This window comes from Sphingomonas sp. PL20, assembly GCF_017875905.1.
Lineage (GTDB): Bacteria > Pseudomonadota > Alphaproteobacteria > Sphingomonadales > Sphingomonadaceae > Sphingomonas > Sphingomonas echinoides.
On the sequence record NZ_JAGINH010000002.1, the window covers coordinates 3,459,324 to 3,475,783 of the forward strand.

Below are 16,460 nucleotides of genomic sequence, written 5' to 3' on the forward strand. Positions count from 1 at the left end.
ACCAGAAAGATCAATTCGGATCGCGCAAAAGCACAGAGTTATCTTTGCTTAGGGAAGTTGGAATGCGGCGTAGCGCTGCAGTCAACGATGAAAGGCTTGGCCGTCGCGGCGCTGCCGGCGTGCTTTGCCTTTATCGGCACCTTCCGAGCGGTCGACGATGCGCTCATCGGCACCATGGTTGCGGGCATCGTGTTTGTGCTGGTGGCGAGCTTCACCTTGAGCGGCCAAAGCCGGAGCGTCCGGCCATGACGCAGATGGCGAAAGCGTCTCGAACGCTGGCAGGGATGCTGCTGCGGCTCTCCCCTGACGAGGCGATGGCGGTGGAACTCGGCGCACGCCATTTCTTCGCGGGCACCGTCACCATCCTCGTCGGTGCGATTGCTGCCGCCTGCCATACCGACGATAAGCCGCGCGCCTTCCGATAGCGGTGCTGCCCCTTATGCCGCGCTCCGTTGCAAGCATCCTCGGATAACGAGCGTAGCCTGTCCGCAGTCGTCAAACTAAGCGGCAGCGCCGCTTCTGCTCACGAATAGCGCTCTTCCGACCACGGATCTCCCCGCATGTGGTATCCATTGACTTCCCAGAACCCAGCTTTGTCGGCAGCCATGAAGTCGATCCCGCGGATCCACTTGGCGCTCTTCCACAGATAGAGGTGCGGGATCAGCACCCGCGCCGGGCCGCCATGCGCGCGGGTCAGCGGCTTTCCCTCCCAGCTATGCACGACCATCGCCTCGCCGTCCGCGAAGTCGGCAAGCGGCACGTTGGTGGTATAGCCGTCATAGCCGTGGAGCAGGACAAAGGCCGCCTCCGCGCTTGGCTGGACGAGATCGAGCAGGTCCCGCGTGGCTACTCCTGTCCAATCGTTGTCGTAGCGCGACCAGGTCGTCACGCAGTGCATATCCGATCGAGTCCGCATCTGTGGCAGGGCCATAAACGCAGCCCAGTCCAGCCTCATTGGGCGGTCGACTAGGCCACCGATTTCCAGCGCCCAATGCTCCCGCGCAACGTCCGGCTGACGGCCCAGGTCGAGCACCGGCCAATCGCTTACCAGATGCTGGCCCGGCGGCAGGCGCTCGTGCGCGTTGCGCGCGTCTTCCCCCGTGATGAATTTATGTTCGCTCGCCCAGCGCTGCTTAGAGCGGGTGAGCTTGCTAACCGTCGGCGGCGTGTCGTCTGTCATGGAGGTCTCCAGCGATAACCGCACCATCGACTACCGCTGCCGCGGGCGCAATCCGATCGAGCAGATGTTCTCCGAGCTCAAGGCGCGGCTCCGTAAAGCCGACGAGCGATCCGTCGATGCAACATGGAAGCGGATCGGCTCCCCTCGCGACCAACCTTTATCGTCATGATTATTAGATGACATTTCCCTGTACAGTCATCAAACTTCACGGCCGACGCTGCGCTGGCTGCCACCGCCCGGCGGTAACCGCGAACGTCATCATGTCATCTGCGCGTGTTTGACGGTCCCAGACAGGTCGAACGGGCGATTCTCACGAACCCGCCCGCCCACCAGCCGCCCATGCGGGCGGGCCGAAATACGATCTTACGAGCGCGCTTTTGTGCAGGATGATTTTCTGCACGACGATGGTGGGGTCCTGCATGAAGACCTTCAGGACGTGGCGGCCCGGCGCGTCGACCGGTAGCGTGAAGCGAATCGTCCGCGCATTGGCGGCGGTATTTGCGGCGTGTTGTTCGCCGAGAAAATCCTGGGCCGCGCGCGTCGTCGGTGTGAACACCGCCTGCGCGACGGGGGCGGCATCGTCGAAGCCAACCGCGACCGCCAAGTGCCGTCCGGGATAGACCTCCAGCGTCGGCGCGGTGACGAGGTCGATGTGGTACGGGCCGCTTTCGCCGAGGAAGACGTCATATTCCAGGCGCGGCGCGTTCGCAGTATCGGTGAAGGGTTCGGCATCGACCGGGAAGACCGACATCGCGGCGTCGCCTTGGCCGTAATCCGGGATGGGCTCCCAGCGGACACCGCGCGCCGCCACGGAACGATCGAAACGTGCCGCAGCGAGCGAAAAAGCGCCAGTGAGCCCCCCGCCTGCCCCCCGCGCCTCGCGCTCCTGCTGCGCAGACGCGCGGAGTGCGGTAAGACGCACCGTGACCGTCTGGTGTCCCTCGACGGTTATCGTCGCTTCTGATCGGCCGGTCTTCACCGCGTTCCAGTCGATATCGACCCAGAATCGGCGATCCCGCGTCGAGACGCCGAACGCCTTGCCTTCCTCGATCACGACCCACGGTTGATCCGCCGTCACGGTGACGGGTGCCGGACCGGCACCGCGCGGGAACACCTCAATGAAGGTTTTCTCGCGCGTCAGGCTATCGAGAATGGGAAGCTCCGGCGGCAGATAATAGCCCGGCCACGACCGCGCGCTGCCGTCGACCGCGACGCCAAAGCCGTTGGCAGGATCGAGGTCGATCTCGGCAACCGGCGGCATAATGTCGGTACCAGGCGGGTACCAGTCGAAATAGCCGATATGCGTCTGGTCCATCATATGGTCCCATTTGCCGCCGGCCATCGTGTGATTGTAATAATCGCGCAGGTCGTGGTCGCGGTGAAAGCGGCGGCGCACCTCGTCCGCTTCCGCGCTTGTGCTGGCGCGCCCCTGTTCGGCGAAGCGGGCGTTCCGCGCCGCCGCGACATACATTTGGGTCAGGTTCGAACAGGCGCGCACGGGATAGAGGACGAGCTGGTAAAAGGCGTCACGCTGGTCGGATCGCAGCGTCTCGTTGACCGCATCAGCGCGGCGTTCGAGCTCACGCCACGCGTCGCAAACGCGCTCCGCCTCGCGATAGTTTTCAAGGCTATAACTGTCGGGCTTGAGCTGTTCGGGCTTTCGCCAGGCATTGTATTTGGCGTAGCGGGCGGCAAGCAGCGCGATCTCCGCGGCATGCTCCGGTCCAAATTGGCGTTCTGCCCAGGCGTGCGTCCAGCCAGCGATCTTGTCCTTTCCAATGTCCGACGGCCGCCACGCCATGGCGAGGAGGAACTCGATCGGCAGTTCGAGCGGCTTGAGATCGCCGACATTGGCGATCCAGATCTCGTTCGCGCCGTAGCGATGGGCGAGATTCATTTGCTCCCAGATCTTGGGCAGCGGGTTCGAATTGATCCACTGGTATGAAAACGGCCCGCCGTGCATGTCCATGTGGAAGTAGATGCCGAACCCGCCGGAGCGGGCGCGCTCCGACGGCAACGGCAGGCGGCGGAGATTGCCGACATTGTCGTCGGCGAACATGATCGTGACGTCGTCCGGCAGCTTCAGGCCCGCATCGTAATATTTGTACACCTCGGTAAACAGGACCCACACTTGGGGAACCTGCTCGGCGCGCCTGCCCATGCCCTCGGCGATGATCCGGCGCTGGTCGGTGATGACGCCTTCAAGCAGTGTCACGTCCGACTGCAGGCTGCCGCTGCTCTCCAGCGCGACGTCGCCGTCGCCGCGCATGCCGACCGTGACGATGACCTCGTTATGCGCGTTGCGATCGATGCCCTCGCGGAAGAAGTCGCGGATCGCCGGAGCGTTCGTCGCATAGTTCCATTCGCCATTGCCATAATGCTGGCGATGGTCGGTCCACTCCTTATGCGCCTTCATCATCGGCTCGTGATGCGAAGTCCCCATGACGATGCCATAGTCCTCGGCGAGCGGCGCGTTGGCCGGATCATCCACGGCAAAGGCGTTGTTCCACATCGCGGGCCACAGATAATTGGCGCGAAGGCGCAGCAGCAGTTCGAACAGCCGCCCATAAAAGGCCGCGTTCATTCCGCCGAAGGTCTTGGCGGTCCATCCCGACAGACAGGGCGCTTCGTCGTTCAGGAAGATGCCGCGATATTTTACGGCGGGAGAATCCTGAACATACCGACCGTTGGCGACGCGAAGCTGGCTTTGCCGCACGACGGGTACGTCAGCCCACCAATACCAGGGAGACACGCCGATCATCCGCGACACGTCGTAAACGCCGTAGATCGTGCCGCGCTTGTCGCTGCCGACAATGACCAGCGCCTCTTTGACGCCGGGCATGGGATTGGCGACGGTCTGGATCAGGAAGGCTTCCCACTTGCCCCGAATGTCATGGACGGCAATCTTCCCGGCTGCGACCAGCTGGTCGATCAGCGGGCTCGTACCGAGCGCGCCCACCAGGATGACGCGATCGGGCAGCGCGCGCGGATCATGCACGATCCGCGCGTCCGTTCCGGTTACCCGGCCGATGTCCGCCGCCAGATCGGCGGCGGCGCGGCGCACACCGGCAAGGTCCGCCGCATCGACGAAGATCGGCGTGATCGCATCCCCGGGAGACGCGATGTCGAAGCCCGGCCTGCGGCGATCGGTCTGGAGCGCGGCAGCCAGCGGGGACCCCAGCAGGCTGCCCGCCAGCGCACCGCCGACCACGCCTCGTCTCGTCAACATCACGCGGCTCCTTGCTGCAGGTGGCGCACACGCGCGGCGGGGCTAAACGCGCCCGATACCGGGGATATACGGGCCCCACACCGCCTCATTGGAAAAGCGCGATCGGGACCGCTTGGCCCATTTTCGCATAGCCTGCCGGGGATGGGTGCAGGCCATCGCCCGAATCGAACGCCGGTGCCAGTCGCTCGGGACGCGACGGGTCGCGCATGACCACGTCGAAATCGACCACCGCGTCGAACACACCGGCGCTGCGGATCCAGCGGTTGATCGCGAGGCGGTCGGCCTCACCGGGTGCGCCGGGGTGATAATAAGCCGATCCGCCGAACGGCAGAATCGTCGCGCCGATCACCTTGATCCCGCGATCATGCGCGCGTGCGACGATCTGGCGATAGCCTTGCTCGAGATCGGCTATGAGCGCTGTATGCTCGGCCTCCGGGACGGGATGGTCGCGCGTCAGCACGCCGAGATCGTTGACCCCCTCGAGCACGATCAGAGAGCGCACGCCCGGCTGCGCCAGAACATCACGGTCGAGCCGCGCGAGCGCGTTGGGCCCGAGCCCGTCACGCAACACGCGATTGCCACCGATCCCCTGATTGACGATCGACAGACCCGCGCCCAGCGGCAGGCGCGCGGCGAGCACGTCGGTCCAGCGATCGTCGCCATCGGTGGTCGCGCCATGCCCGTCGGTGATTGAATCGCCGAGCGCGACGATCGTGCCACCACAGCCGGCGACATCGACGCCCGATAGGAAATACCAATGCTCGACACGTTCGCCGGTGAGCGCCGCATCCGCAGAATGGTTGCCGGCGGCGATGTAGCTGCTCGTGCGCGAACCGGGGTGGCCGGTCACCCCGCTTGGGGCCTGCGGCAGATGGAGGCTGATCGACAGCGTCGCGCGATCAGGAACCGGAAACGCGATCGGATCCGACACATAGTCGGCACCAGCTGGGATCGTCACCTGTGCGCGCCCGCCGAACGACAGCGTGTGATCGCTTCCGGCACGGACACGCGCCGACCCGCTCGCCTCGGCCAGGGCGAGATGCACCGAGTCGATCGTGAGCGGGGCCGTGCCGATAAGGTTGGAGAGGTGGATCCGCAGCCGCGCGCCGCCGCCCGACAGGCGCACCGTCTGACGCAGCGTCGCATCGCGCAATTTGGCGGCGATCCCGGTATCCGCCTGGTCCGGCTCCTTTTGCGACGATGCCCAACTCGTATGCCATTGCGCTGCGCAGGGGTGGCCGGTTGCGGCGCTCGCCAACGCAGGGGCGGCAAGCGCCAGCATCGTGGCCAGAGAACGAAGGATCATCGGCAAGTCTCCCGACTGGATGGCGGCACGGCGCGTCATGCGATCTGCTCGGGCGCGACCGGCGCGTAACGCGGCACAAGCAGGTGGATTACGCCGAGCGCGACCAGATAGGCGCAGGATGCGACGAGGAAGATCGGCTGATAGCTGCCAAGCGTTGCCAGGATCGTGCCCGCAAACTTCGCCATGATCATCCCGCCCAGCGCCCCGGTCAGGCCGCCGAGCCCGATCACCGATCCGGCGCGCCCGCGTGGGAACAGGTCACCCGGCAGCGCATAGACATTGGCCGAAAAACCCTGATGCGCGGCGCAGGCCAAGCCGATCAGCAGCACCGCGACCCACAAACTGGGGGCGTGCGCGGCAAAGGCGATCGGCAGCGCGAACAAGGCGCAGGCGAACATCGCGGTCTTGCGCGCGCGGCCCGTCTGCCAGCCGCGCGACAGCAGCCGCGACGACAACCAGCCGCCGCCGATCGAACCGACATCGGCGAGCAGATACACCGCTACCAAGGGCGGCCCGAAGTCGAGCATCTTCACATGATATTGCCGATTGAAGAAATCGGGCAGCCAGAACAGGAAGGTCCACCACACCGGATCGATCAGGAAGCGCCCGAGCATATAGGCCCAGGTCTGGCGCAGGCCGAGCAGCTTGCGCCACGCGATCGGTCGCGCGCGCTCGGCCGGCTCGCGTTCGATCCAGGCGCGTTCTTCGGGCGAGACCGCCGCATGGTCGCGCGGACGACGATAGAAGCCGAGCCAGGCGATCAGCCACAGGATCGTCAGCGCGCCGGTGGCGATGAACGCCATCCGCCAGCCAAAGGTCACCGCGATCACCGGCACGACCAGCGGGGTGACGATCGCACCGACGTTCGACCCGGCGTTGAAGATGCCGATCGCCAGTGCGCGCTCGGACTTGGGGAACCATTCGCCCGTCGCGGCGAGGGCCGCAGGAAAGGCTCCCGCTTCACCGATCGCGAGCGGCACACGGGCGAATGCCATGCCGAGCGTACTGGTGAACAGCACGTGCGCGACATGGCCGATTGTCCACAACGTCACCGCCAGCGCGTAGCCGATCCGCGCACCGACGCGGTCGACCAGCCGACCGAACAGCACATAAGCGAGGCCGTAGGCACCCTGGAACCAGATGGCGAGATTGGCATAGCCTTGCTCGCTCCAGCCATATTGTGCCTGCAGGCTGGGTTTCAACACCGGCAGGACGAGACGATCGACGTAACTGAGCACGACCGCGGCGAACAGCAAGCCGCAGATGACCCAGCGGACGTTACCGCGCGGTCGCCGCTCGGCGGTCACCAGTTATACATCGTGCCGTCTTCGAGACGGTTCACTGGCAGGTAGGCGCGCTTGTAAGGATATTGCGCAGCGAGCACCTCGTCGAGCTCGACGCCAAGGCCGGGTTTCTCGCCCGGATGCATCATCCCGCGCTCGAAGCTATAGGCATGCGGGAACACCGCATCGGTTTCGGCGGTATGCCGCATATATTCCTGCACGCCGAAATTGGGCACCGACAAATCGAAATGGAGCGCCGCCGCCATGCACACCGGCGAGAGATCGGTCGCGCCGTGGCAACCGGTGCGGATCTGGTACAGATCGGCCAGCGCCGCGATCCGGCGCAAATGCGTGATGCCACCGGCATGGACGACGGTCGCGCGAATATAGTCGATCAGTTGGTTTTCGATCAGATGCTTGGCATCCCAGATCGAATTGAAGATCTCGCCCACGGCAAGCGGCGTGGTGGTGTGCTGGCGGATCAGGCGGAACGCGTCCTGGTTCTCGGCGGGCGTCGCATCCTCGAGCCAGAACGGGCGGTAGGGCTCGAGATCCTTGCCGAGTCGACCTGCCTCGATCGGCGTCAGGCGGTGGTGGATATCGTGCAGCAAATGCACGTCCCAGCCGAGCGCTTCGCGGGCTGCGGCGAACAATTCGGGCACAACGCGCAGATATTTCTCGGTCGACCACAGGTTTTCGGTCGGCAGATCGGCATCGGCAGGTTCGTAGAACATCTTGTCCTTCGACACGCCATAGGTCGAGGGCAGGCCGGGCACGCCGCATTGCAGGCGGATCGCCTTATAGCCTTGGCGCTGATAGTCGCGCGCCACCTCGACCGTCTCCTCGATCGAGACACCATTGGCATGGCCATAGACCATCACGCCGTCCCGGCTCGCGCCGCCGAGCAATTGGTAGAGCGGGAGCCCGGCGACCTTGCCCTTGATATCCCACAAAGCGGTGTCGACCGCCGCGATCGCCGACATGGTCACCGGCCCGCGCCGCCAATAGGCGCCCTTGTAGAGATATTGCCAGATATCCTCGATCCGATGCGCGTCGCGGCCGATCAGCAAGGGCACGACATGGTCGCTCAGGTAGCTGGCGACCGAAAGCTCACGCCCGTTGAGCGTCGCATCGCCGAGGCCGTAGGCGCCGTCCTCGGTCTCGATCTTGAGCGTGACGAAATTGCGGCCCGGGGACGTGACGATCACCTTGGCATCGATAATCTTGGGCATGAGGTCTTTCCGTGCGAGTGGGGGAGGAAGGGGCGTGCTGCAGCAATCAGGTCGACAGGACCGTCGCCGCGCCGATCATAGGATCGAAGCAGGGGCGTGTTGCGCGAGGACTGGTATGTCCGGTCATGGCATCCTTCCTGTCGGCCGCTTCGGAGAAGCGGAGGAACGCTCTGCGGTGGCGTTCTTACGATAGCGCTACCATTCTAGATTGCGCATCATCTTGTCAATGATGTGTGTCAGGCAGGTTGAAGTAAAAAGACGGTAAGGGCCACTCCCGTAACGGAGCCTATGCCAAACCGAAGCGCTGCCGGCGCGCGGTGAGCGTCGCATCCAGCTCGGCGAGCTCCTGCACTTCGGTGGCCTGGATCAAGGCCGCGAGCACTTTGTCGAGATGCGTGCGCATGGCCGCGCGCGCCAGATCCGGGTCGCGCGCCGCAAGCGCCTCGAAAATCGCGAAATGTTCGTCGATTCGCGGGCCTACCCCGGCGCGATGCGCCTTTTGAGACAGCGCCTTTTCTTGCGGCGACCGCAGGCGGGCCTGCCACAGCGCCTCGACCGCGCCGGAAATGGCACTGTTGCGCGTCGCTCTGGCAATGCTGATGTGAAACTGGTGATCGAACGCCTCGGCCTTCGCAACATCTTCGCCCGCGGCCACCAGATTGTCGAAAAGCGTTCTGAGCTGCTTGATGTCGTTCGCATCGACTCGCGTGGCCGCGATCGCGCAGGCCTCGCCCTCGATCGCGCGGCGCGCTTCCAGCAGCTCGAACGGGCCCACGCCGATCGCGGAAAATTTGCCGCCACGCGGAGTCTTTGCGGAAACGTACACGCCCGACCCCATCCGGATGTCGACCAGGCCATCGACCTCCAGCGCGATCAATGCTTCGCGGATCGTCGGGCGCGACACATTGAAGGCCTCCGAGAGCTCACGTTCTGAGGGAAGACGCGTGCCCATCGGATACTGATCAGCGAGAATTTGCCCGCCAATCTGCCGAGCGATTTCCGCATAGAGGCGTACGGTCTTCAATTCCCCATCGTCCTTTCGGTTACCCTGCGGGGCACCCTATCCTCACAAAACGGGCGGCGAGGTCCGCGCGCGCAGCATGCCGCAGCAAGGCGCACAGTGCAATTATCTGAACGATTGGCCTTACAAAATGTGTTTTTGTGTTTGACAGGTTGCGCCTGTCACGCCAGATGGTAGCGCAATCATAGCGCTGGAGAACGTGGCGCGTGCAAAATTAGGAAGGGGATCTGACATGAGCTTTCTCGCCGGTGCCGCACGCCTGACACGGGGCGCGCTTCTTGGAGCGACCATTCTTTCCGGCCTTTGCGCCCAGGGCGCGTTCGCACAGTCCACGCCCGTTCCGCCGCGCACTGGCGAGCAGGCTTCCCCGCAAGAGACCTTGCCGGATACGGCGTCCGCCGAGGACATCGTGGTGACCGGCTATCGCAACAGCCTGGCGCTTTCGACGAATGCCAAGCGCGCGTCGACCGGCTTCACCGATGCAATCTTTGCCGAGGATATCGGCAAGTTCCCCGACACCAACATCGCCGAATCGTTCAATCGCATCTCCGGCGTGACCATTACGCGCGACATTACCGGTGAGGGCACCAACGTCGCGATCCGTGGGCTTGGCTCCAACTTCACCAATGTCACGCTGAACGGCGCGCCGATCGCAGTCGCCTCTTCGGGTGCAACCGACGCGCAGGGCACCGATCGCTCGGTCGACCTCAGCTTTTTCCCGACCGATCTCTTCACCAAGCTGACCGTCAACAAGAGCTATACCGCCGATCTGCTCGAAGGCGGCGCTGCCGGTAACGTCGATCTGCGCTCAGCCCGGCCTTTCGACCGCGCCAAGAATTACCTGGCGTATAATGTCCAAGGGTCGAAGCAAGGAGACGCGGACCGCCTCGGCATCCGTGGGTCGCTGATCGGCAGCTGGCACAATGACACGATCGGCATCCTGGCGGGCGTGTCTGGCCAGCGCTCTTTCACCGATACGCGCGGTTTCGAGACGATCGGCTATACCAATCCAGCACTGACCGCCGCGCAATGCGGTGCCGCAACCGGCTGTAACAGCACCGGCGGCGGCAACTGGACGATCCCCGCCGTCGTGCCAGTCGGCGCGGGTGGCGGACTCGTAGCAGGAACTGTGATCGATCAGGCGTTCCTGCTCGCCCACAATCCCGGTGCGACGATCCAGCAGATCGACAATGCACTGCTTCCGCGGCTTGGGCGTACGTCGGACGAGCGGGGCACGCGCGACCGTGTCAACGCGATCGTCAGCGTGGAATGGCGTCCGAGCGACACGCTGCATTTCTATGTCGATAGCCTGTACGGCTATAAGCATAACAATCTGATCCGCGAGGATATGGCGTGGATCGTGCGCAATAGCGCCATCATTCCGCTCAACGAAACCTTCGACAAGAGCGATTGCAGCGCGGGCTGCTCGGTCACCGGCGGCACCTTTGCCAATGCCCAGTTCTTCGACGAATTCCGCCCCTATATTGAGACGACCAAGCTGTTCAGCGTCAATCCGGGCGGCGAATGGGAAATCTCGGACACGCTCAAGCTGACGGCGCAGGGCAATTACTCGCGCTCGACCTTCCACCGCGAAAGCCCGACGGTCGGCGCGACCACCGCGCTCGGCGTGGGCACGACGGTGACCTACGCCAACACCGATAACGGCCCGGTGATCACGCCGAATATCGATCTCAACAACCCGGCGAACTTCGGCTGGAACGCGGGATCCCGCGTCAACATCTCCGACGAGCGGCGCATCAACAAGACCAAGGGCGCACGCGCCGATCTGACCTGGGGCGGCCCCAAGCTGAACCTCAAGGTCGGCGGTGCCTTTGACGACGTATCCCGCCTGATCCAGGGCTTCGACAACAGCCAGGCGTGGCAGAATGCGGTCTGCGGCAATAACCCGAGCGTCTTCGTCCCGTCGCCGAACACACAGCCGTCGTGCGTCGGACTGAACGCACCCGGCGCGGCACCCGCCGGTTACCCGACCTATCCCGGCTATGGCACCGGCTCGACTGCCGGTTTGTCCGGCCCGGTCACTTATGGCGGCTCACTCGTGCCCAATGCCGCCTTCCCGAGCTATCTGATCCCGGGACCGGCCGGTTTCGTCACGGTGGACTTCCCGAAATTCGCCAATGCGACCAACTATCAGTCGTTCCACGACAACGAACCCACCGTCGGCGCGGCCAACACCGGCGCGAGTGGCGGCTATATCCGCGAGGTTGTGAAGTCGGCCTTCGCGACGCTGAATGGTTCGCAGGAGCTTGGCGGCAACACGCTGCGCTTTAATGCCGGTCTGCGTTTCGTCGACACGATCCAGACGATCACGGGGACGGTGTCGCTGCCGGATCCGCGCAACACGCTGGCCGGCGGTGCTTCGCTGCCCGATGGCAGCCGGTATCCGAACATCTCGACGAGCGTGACCACGCGCAACGAATATCGCAACTGGCTGCCCGCCGCGACCTTCGCCTACGACATTGGCGCGCATGCCGTCGTCCGCGTCGCGGGGTCGCGCACCATGACCCGGCCCGACCCCTCGGCGCAGCTGCCCGGCGTCAACTTCGGCGCACCCTCGGCCGACCAGGCAACGATCGGCAATCCCGCGCTCAAACCCTATCTGTCGACCAATCTCGATCTCGGCTTCGAATATTATACCGGTCGTGAAGGGGTGATCAGCGTCAACGCCTTCCGCAAGTCGATCACCGGCTTCACCACCACCAATATCACGACGGTGCCGTTCAGCTTCCTGGCGCAATACGGCATCACCTACGACACGCTGAACCCGACGCAGCAAATCGCGCTCAATTCGCGCGGCGGCCCAACCCAGGCGCAGGTCCAGCTTACGTCGCAGACCAACGTGCCCGACAAATTGACGATCAACGGCCTGGAATTCCAGTGGGTCCAGCCGCTCGATTTCCTGACCAAGCACATTGGCGTGACCGGCTTCGGCTTCAACGCCAATGCGACGATCGTCGACCAGACGAGCAAGGGCGCCGCGATCGCTTATGGCGTCGCCCCCTTCACCTACAATATCACGGGCTATTACGAGAAGCATGGCGTGATGTTGCGCGTCTCGACGACGTCCCGCCGTGGTTCGCAAAGCAGCGGTGCCGCGCAGAACGGCATCCCGGCTGCGGCGTTGTTCAACAATGACTATACGTCGTACGATTTCTCGTCAGCATTTGATCTCGACAAGATCTTTGGCATCAAGAATCTACCGCAACTGACGGTAAACGTCGCGAACTTCACCGATGCGACGTTGAAATCCTATTTCCAGTTCAGCAACGACACCTTCACCCAGTATAAGCCGGGTCGACAGGTTCTGGTCGGGTTGCGCGGGACTTTCTAATCCCTCCTCGGGACCTCGGCGGGAGCGGCACGGCCGCTCCCGCCTTTTTTTTCGGGCGGGTAAAAGCTGCGCCGCGTCAGAAGTCGGGATCGAAGTTGAAATAGATCGGGTTCGACAGCGCGATCATCTTGCCGCTCAGCACCGTCGAAACCGGCACTTGCGGATAGGGGGTTTGCGGGCCTTCCACCTCGACCCGGTAATAGCTGCGCCCCTTTGCGGCGGGCGTGTCGGCGAAGCTTACGGCGTTGCTCGCCGGGTCGGTGTCATAGGTGCCGAGCGGATCGCCATTCTTGATCACGCGAACGTGATAGACCGCACCGGCCACGCCACCGCCGACCAGACGCACCTGGAACGTGACCGGTTTGCCGGTCGGGCGCGCATTGTCGCCCATCATCATGTCCATACGCCCGTCCCCGTCGAGATCGGCGCGCAGCTCGACGCGCGGGTCATAGGGATTGGCGCTGATCGACACGCGTCCGTTGGTCAGCGCGTCGACCACGCCCTTGGCATTGTGCGTTTTCGCGAACACCCAGGTGGTTGGCGTGCCGACATAATTGGCGCTGCGCTCGCCCGTGTGGGACGTTTTCTGCTCGGGCGTGTCGGGCGTGCCGTGATGCGAGTCACTACCACCCCGCCCGGTCAGCTTGCGCCCCGATTTGAGCATGTCATCCCAGATCATGATGGCGGCGGCATTGTTGGGCCAGATCGCCGAATTCCACACTTCGAGCGAATCGAGCATGTCGAAGCTGAAGCCCCAATGGTCCTTGCCGGCGGGATGGTTGCCCGAAAGGTGGATGCCGAGCGCTTTCTTGACCGCGAGGATCTTCGCGTCGCGCGCATCGCGCACGTCGTACAGGCGCTGATGGTCGTACGGCTTGGCCGAGAAGACGTTGCCATGGCCGCGCTCGGTCGTCCATTCTGCGGCGTAGAGCAGGATTACCGACTTGGATTTGAATTCGGGGTCGCTCCAGGTGTGGTGCGCTACGTCACCGGCGACGTGATTGTCGTGATCGGTGATCGCGAGATAGTCGAACCCCGTATCCTCGGCGAATTTTATGATCTTCGCTTCGGGATTGTTGGTGGAATCCTGGCTGTGACGCGAGTGCAGGTGGAGATCGCCCTTGAGCCACTGGCCATCGGTCAGGCTGGCAACCGGCGGAATGCGCGGGGGATCGCCGGGAGCGGCCAGCAACGGCGTCTGCGCTACGACAAGCGCCAGCAGGGTGAGACCAACACGCACGGCAGGATCCTTTCGAAAAGCGAAAGCGGCGCGCAGCGTGAGGGCGTCACGCCGCGCACCCGCCTCAGAAGCGGTAGGTCAGCGACCCGCGATAGTTCCGTTGGTAGAGCGAGCTACCGATATAGACCGGCTGCCCGGCCTGGCTGTTGTCGATCGTCCCCGCGCGCGGGTTGCCGTTGACCAGACCGAACGCATTGGTGACGTTGGCGACGATCAGCCCGAATTGCAGCTTGGGCGTGATCTGGAATTGCGCGTCGAAATCGACCGACCAATAGGATGGCAGCCGGATCTGGTTGGCGACATCGGTATAGAGAGCGCCAACATAATTGACGTCCGACTGGAGCCGCACCTTGCGGTCGAACAGCGTCAAACCGGGGGTGATGCGGAAGGTATTGTCGGGCACGCCGTTGACCTTGTGGTGCGAATAATCGGTCAGCACACCGGCGCTGTTGGTATAGACGAACTTGCTGAAGCGATTGTCCTGCCACGTCCAGGAGGCGTGCAAATCGAACCAGTCGGTCGGCCGCCACGTCCCCTCGATCTCGGTGCCGGTGGTCTTGGTATCGCCATAGACCGTGACCGGCGACAGCAGACCATTGGCGAGCTTCTGATAATCGCTGATCGCGTAGCTGTTATACACGGTGCGGAAGGCGGTCGCGTAGAGATCGACCTTACCGCGCGAATATTTCACCCCGCCCTCAAGCATGTTGAGCGTCTGCACGACGGGGGTCGCATTGGCGTTGGTGATGAAGCTCGACACCGCCGGTAGCCGGAACGTGTCTGTATAGCGGGCGAACACCCCGAAGAACGAACGGACCTGATAATTGGCGGCGGCGGTCCAGCCGACATGATCGTATTTCCGCGAAAACGGCGTGAACACGCCGGTGCCGACGCCGACCGAGTCATCGGCGCTGGTCGGGCTTTGGCCGAGATTGACCTTCTTGGTGCCTTCGACCTGCCCGCGCGTCTTGATCTGCTCGTAACGCACGCCGCCCTCGAGCCGAAACTTGCTCGTCAGCTGCCATTCGTCGCTGGCATAGGCGGCGATATTGTCCGAACTGCCGCTCGCATTGGCATATTCGGCACCATATTGGATGACGCCATTGTCGCTGATCTTGAACAGCTTGTTGCCCTTCGCATCGACGAGATAGGCATCGAGCACTTCGGCATGCGGTTTGACGTCGGTCAGCACGGCGGCGCTGAGCGCGTTATAATCTTCCTGCTCGCGCGCATAATAGACGCCGAACGCCAGGTTGTGTGTGCCGAACAGATCAACCTTGCCGACCAGACGGGTGTCGGTGATAAATTCGTCAAGCGGCACGGTGTGCGTCCGCGCGAGATCGATCAACGCCAGGCCGTTGCCGTTCTGCTTGGCAAGGTCGAACGCCGCGCCGCTGTCGCGATACACCAGCGCATAGCTGGTGCCCGCCGGGGGCTTGCCGAAGGCACCGGTTACCAACGCGCTTGCCGACGCGGCGACCGAGTAAGGCGTGATGCTGTTCCGCTGCGTCCAGCTCGTGCGATAGCGGACATTCTCCTCGACCTTGAAGCTGTCGGCAATGTCGTAATGCGCCTGGAAGCTCAGCTGGGTCAGCTTGACGCTGCTGCCAATGCCATTGTCGAACTTGACCGTACCGTTCGGCGTCAGGAAATTGAAATAGCGCGTGTCGGGGCCGACGACATTGTCGACCTTATTGTCGAGGCCCACGACATTGCTCGGCGTGCCGTCGACATTGGCCTGATAGATGCCGCCGCCCCAATAGCCGACGCGCTCGTCGATCCGCTTGACGCCGAAGCTGATTCCACCGCGCTCAAACTCTTTGGACAGGTTGACGCGGAACTGCCCGCCACGGTCCTGCGTGTAGCCCGAATTGTGCGGACCATCCGACGCCCGGTAATAGCCGCCGGCGAAGAAATGCCACCCGGTTGCGCCGATCGGGCCGCCGATCCACCCGTCGACCCGGTGCGAATTGTAGCTCGCCGCTTCGTAACGCGCGAGCGCTTCGAGCGTATCGCCACCTTTTCGCGTAATGAAGTTGATCGCAGCGCCGGGCGCATTCGAATAGAAGATCGCCGACGGCCCACCGCGCACCACTTCGATCCGCTCGACGCTCTGGTCGATGCGCAGCGACTGGTCGCCGTTGAGCCAGCCGAGACCCGGATCGCCCTGGATCGGGATACCGTCCTCGAGCAAGGCGACGGTCTGATAGCCGTCGCTCGGAATACCGCGCACGCGCACGCCGCCGGCGACTTCGCCCGAGGTCGGCGCACTATAGAAACCGGGCACTTGCTTGAGCGCCTCGGCAACGCCGATCGGGGCGCGGATGCGCAGATCCTGGTCCGAAATCGTCGAGATTGCGTAGCTCGTCTCGACCTTGCGCTGGCGCGACGTGCCCGCCCGACCGGTCACGACGATGTCATCACCATCGGCGACACGCGTCTTATCCGGTTCCTCCTGCGTCGGCATGGCCTGATCGGCGGTTGCGTTGTGCTGCGCCAGCGCTGGCGTGGCGATCGCGGTGCCAGCCAGCAAGGTGGCGACCAGCGCCGATCGATGAACAAGGGAATGGATCATTGTGCGCCCCGAATGATTCGTGTCGACGCGCATATGATAGTC

The 16,460-nt window shown here is 63.6% G+C and carries 11 protein-coding genes and 1 pseudogene; 4 read left to right on the forward strand and 8 right to left on the reverse strand.

Going from position 1 to position 16,460, the window contains the following annotated elements; all coding sequences use genetic code 11:
* The first annotated feature begins 87 nt into the window (after positions 1–87).
* Together H4W01_RS16275 and H4W01_RS16280 are read left to right on the forward strand one after the other, a co-directional pair.
* Complete coding sequence (locus H4W01_RS16275; protein ID WP_209612415.1) at positions 88–249, forward strand: hypothetical protein; 162 nt, start codon at positions 88–90, stop codon at positions 247–249.
* Positions 246–425: a hypothetical protein gene (locus tag H4W01_RS16280; protein WP_209612417.1), complete on the forward strand. Its 180-nt coding sequence runs from the start codon at positions 246–248 to the stop codon at positions 423–425. Before H4W01_RS16275 ends, H4W01_RS16280 begins: the two co-directional genes overlap by 4 nt.
* A gap of 98 nt (positions 426–523) precedes the next feature.
* On the opposite strand, the gene H4W01_RS16285 is transcribed toward H4W01_RS16280, so the two are convergent.
* Positions 524–1,180, reverse strand: a complete 657-nt coding sequence (locus H4W01_RS16285) for a sulfite oxidase-like oxidoreductase (protein ID WP_209612419.1) — start codon at positions 1,178–1,180, stop codon at positions 524–526.
* 49 nt (positions 1,181–1,229) lie between these two features.
* On the opposite strand from H4W01_RS16285, the pseudogene H4W01_RS22990 reads away from it, so the two are divergent.
* Positions 1,230–1,349: pseudogene (locus H4W01_RS22990) on the forward strand (IS630 family transposase); the annotation flags it as partial.
* A gap of 141 nt (positions 1,350–1,490) precedes the next feature.
* On the opposite strand, the gene H4W01_RS16290 reads toward H4W01_RS22990, so the two are convergent.
* The 5 genes from H4W01_RS16290 to H4W01_RS16310 form a co-directional block, all read right to left on the reverse strand.
* Positions 1,491–4,409 (reverse strand): glycosyl hydrolase 115 family protein, encoded by a 2,919-nt coding sequence (locus H4W01_RS16290; protein ID WP_209612421.1) that lies wholly within the window; start codon positions 4,407–4,409, stop codon positions 1,491–1,493.
* An 85-nt stretch (positions 4,410–4,494) separates the two neighbouring features.
* On the reverse strand, positions 4,495–5,715 hold the full coding sequence (locus tag H4W01_RS16295) for an SGNH/GDSL hydrolase family protein (protein WP_209612423.1): 1,221 nt from the start codon (positions 5,713–5,715) through the stop codon (positions 4,495–4,497).
* 35 nt (positions 5,716–5,750) lie between these two features.
* Positions 5,751–7,022, reverse strand: coding sequence for an MFS transporter (locus tag H4W01_RS16300; protein ID WP_209612426.1), 1,272 nt, complete (start codon positions 7,020–7,022; stop codon positions 5,751–5,753).
* Entirely contained in the window at positions 7,019–8,230 is a 1,212-nt protein-coding gene (gene manD / locus H4W01_RS16305; RefSeq protein WP_209612428.1) for a D-mannonate dehydratase ManD, read from the reverse strand. The genes H4W01_RS16300 and manD overlap by 4 nt, the downstream gene beginning before the upstream one ends.
* 286 nt (positions 8,231–8,516) lie before the next feature.
* On the reverse strand, positions 8,517–9,254 hold the full coding sequence (locus H4W01_RS16310) for a FadR/GntR family transcriptional regulator (RefSeq protein ID WP_010404897.1): 738 nt from the start codon (positions 9,252–9,254) through the stop codon (positions 8,517–8,519).
* A gap of 229 nt (positions 9,255–9,483) precedes the next feature.
* Here H4W01_RS16310 and H4W01_RS16315 point away from each other — a divergent pair, with 229 nt between their 5' ends.
* The gene (locus tag H4W01_RS16315; protein ID WP_209612430.1) at positions 9,484–12,603 is read left to right on the forward strand and encodes a TonB-dependent receptor; all 3,120 of its coding nucleotides are present in this window, start codon (positions 9,484–9,486) and stop codon (positions 12,601–12,603) included.
* Positions 12,604–12,679: 76 nt separating this feature from the next.
* On the opposite strand, the gene H4W01_RS16320 is transcribed toward H4W01_RS16315, so the two are convergent.
* Entirely contained in the window at positions 12,680–13,843 is a 1,164-nt protein-coding gene (locus H4W01_RS16320) for a CehA/McbA family metallohydrolase (protein WP_209612433.1), read from the reverse strand.
* A 64-nt stretch (positions 13,844–13,907) separates the two neighbouring features.
* Positions 13,908–16,418, reverse strand: coding sequence for a TonB-dependent receptor (locus H4W01_RS16325; RefSeq protein ID WP_209612435.1), 2,511 nt, complete (start codon positions 16,416–16,418; stop codon positions 13,908–13,910).
* Between the last annotated feature and the right edge of the window lie 42 nt (positions 16,419–16,460).

Coding starts and splice junctions, on each gene's coding strand:
- H4W01_RS16275 (WP_209612415.1), top strand. CDS start 88: ATGAAAGGCTTGGCCGTCGCGGCGCTGCCGGCGTGCTTTGCCTTTATC.
- H4W01_RS16280 (WP_209612417.1), top strand. CDS start 246: ATGACGCAGATGGCGAAAGCGTCTCGAACGCTGGCAGGGATGCTGCTG.
- H4W01_RS16285 (WP_209612419.1), bottom strand. CDS start 1,180: ATGACAGACGACACGCCGCCGACGGTTAGCAAGCTCACCCGCTCTAAG.
- H4W01_RS16290 (WP_209612421.1), bottom strand. CDS start 4,409: ATGTTGACGAGACGAGGCGTGGTCGGCGGTGCGCTGGCGGGCAGCCTG.
- H4W01_RS16295 (WP_209612423.1), bottom strand. CDS start 5,715: ATGATCCTTCGTTCTCTGGCCACGATGCTGGCGCTTGCCGCCCCTGCG.
- manD (WP_209612428.1), bottom strand. CDS start 8,230: ATGCCCAAGATTATCGATGCCAAGGTGATCGTCACGTCCCCGGGCCGC.
- H4W01_RS16315 (WP_209612430.1), top strand. CDS start 9,484: ATGAGCTTTCTCGCCGGTGCCGCACGCCTGACACGGGGCGCGCTTCTT.
- H4W01_RS16325 (WP_209612435.1), bottom strand. CDS start 16,418: ATGATCCATTCCCTTGTTCATCGATCGGCGCTGGTCGCCACCTTGCTG.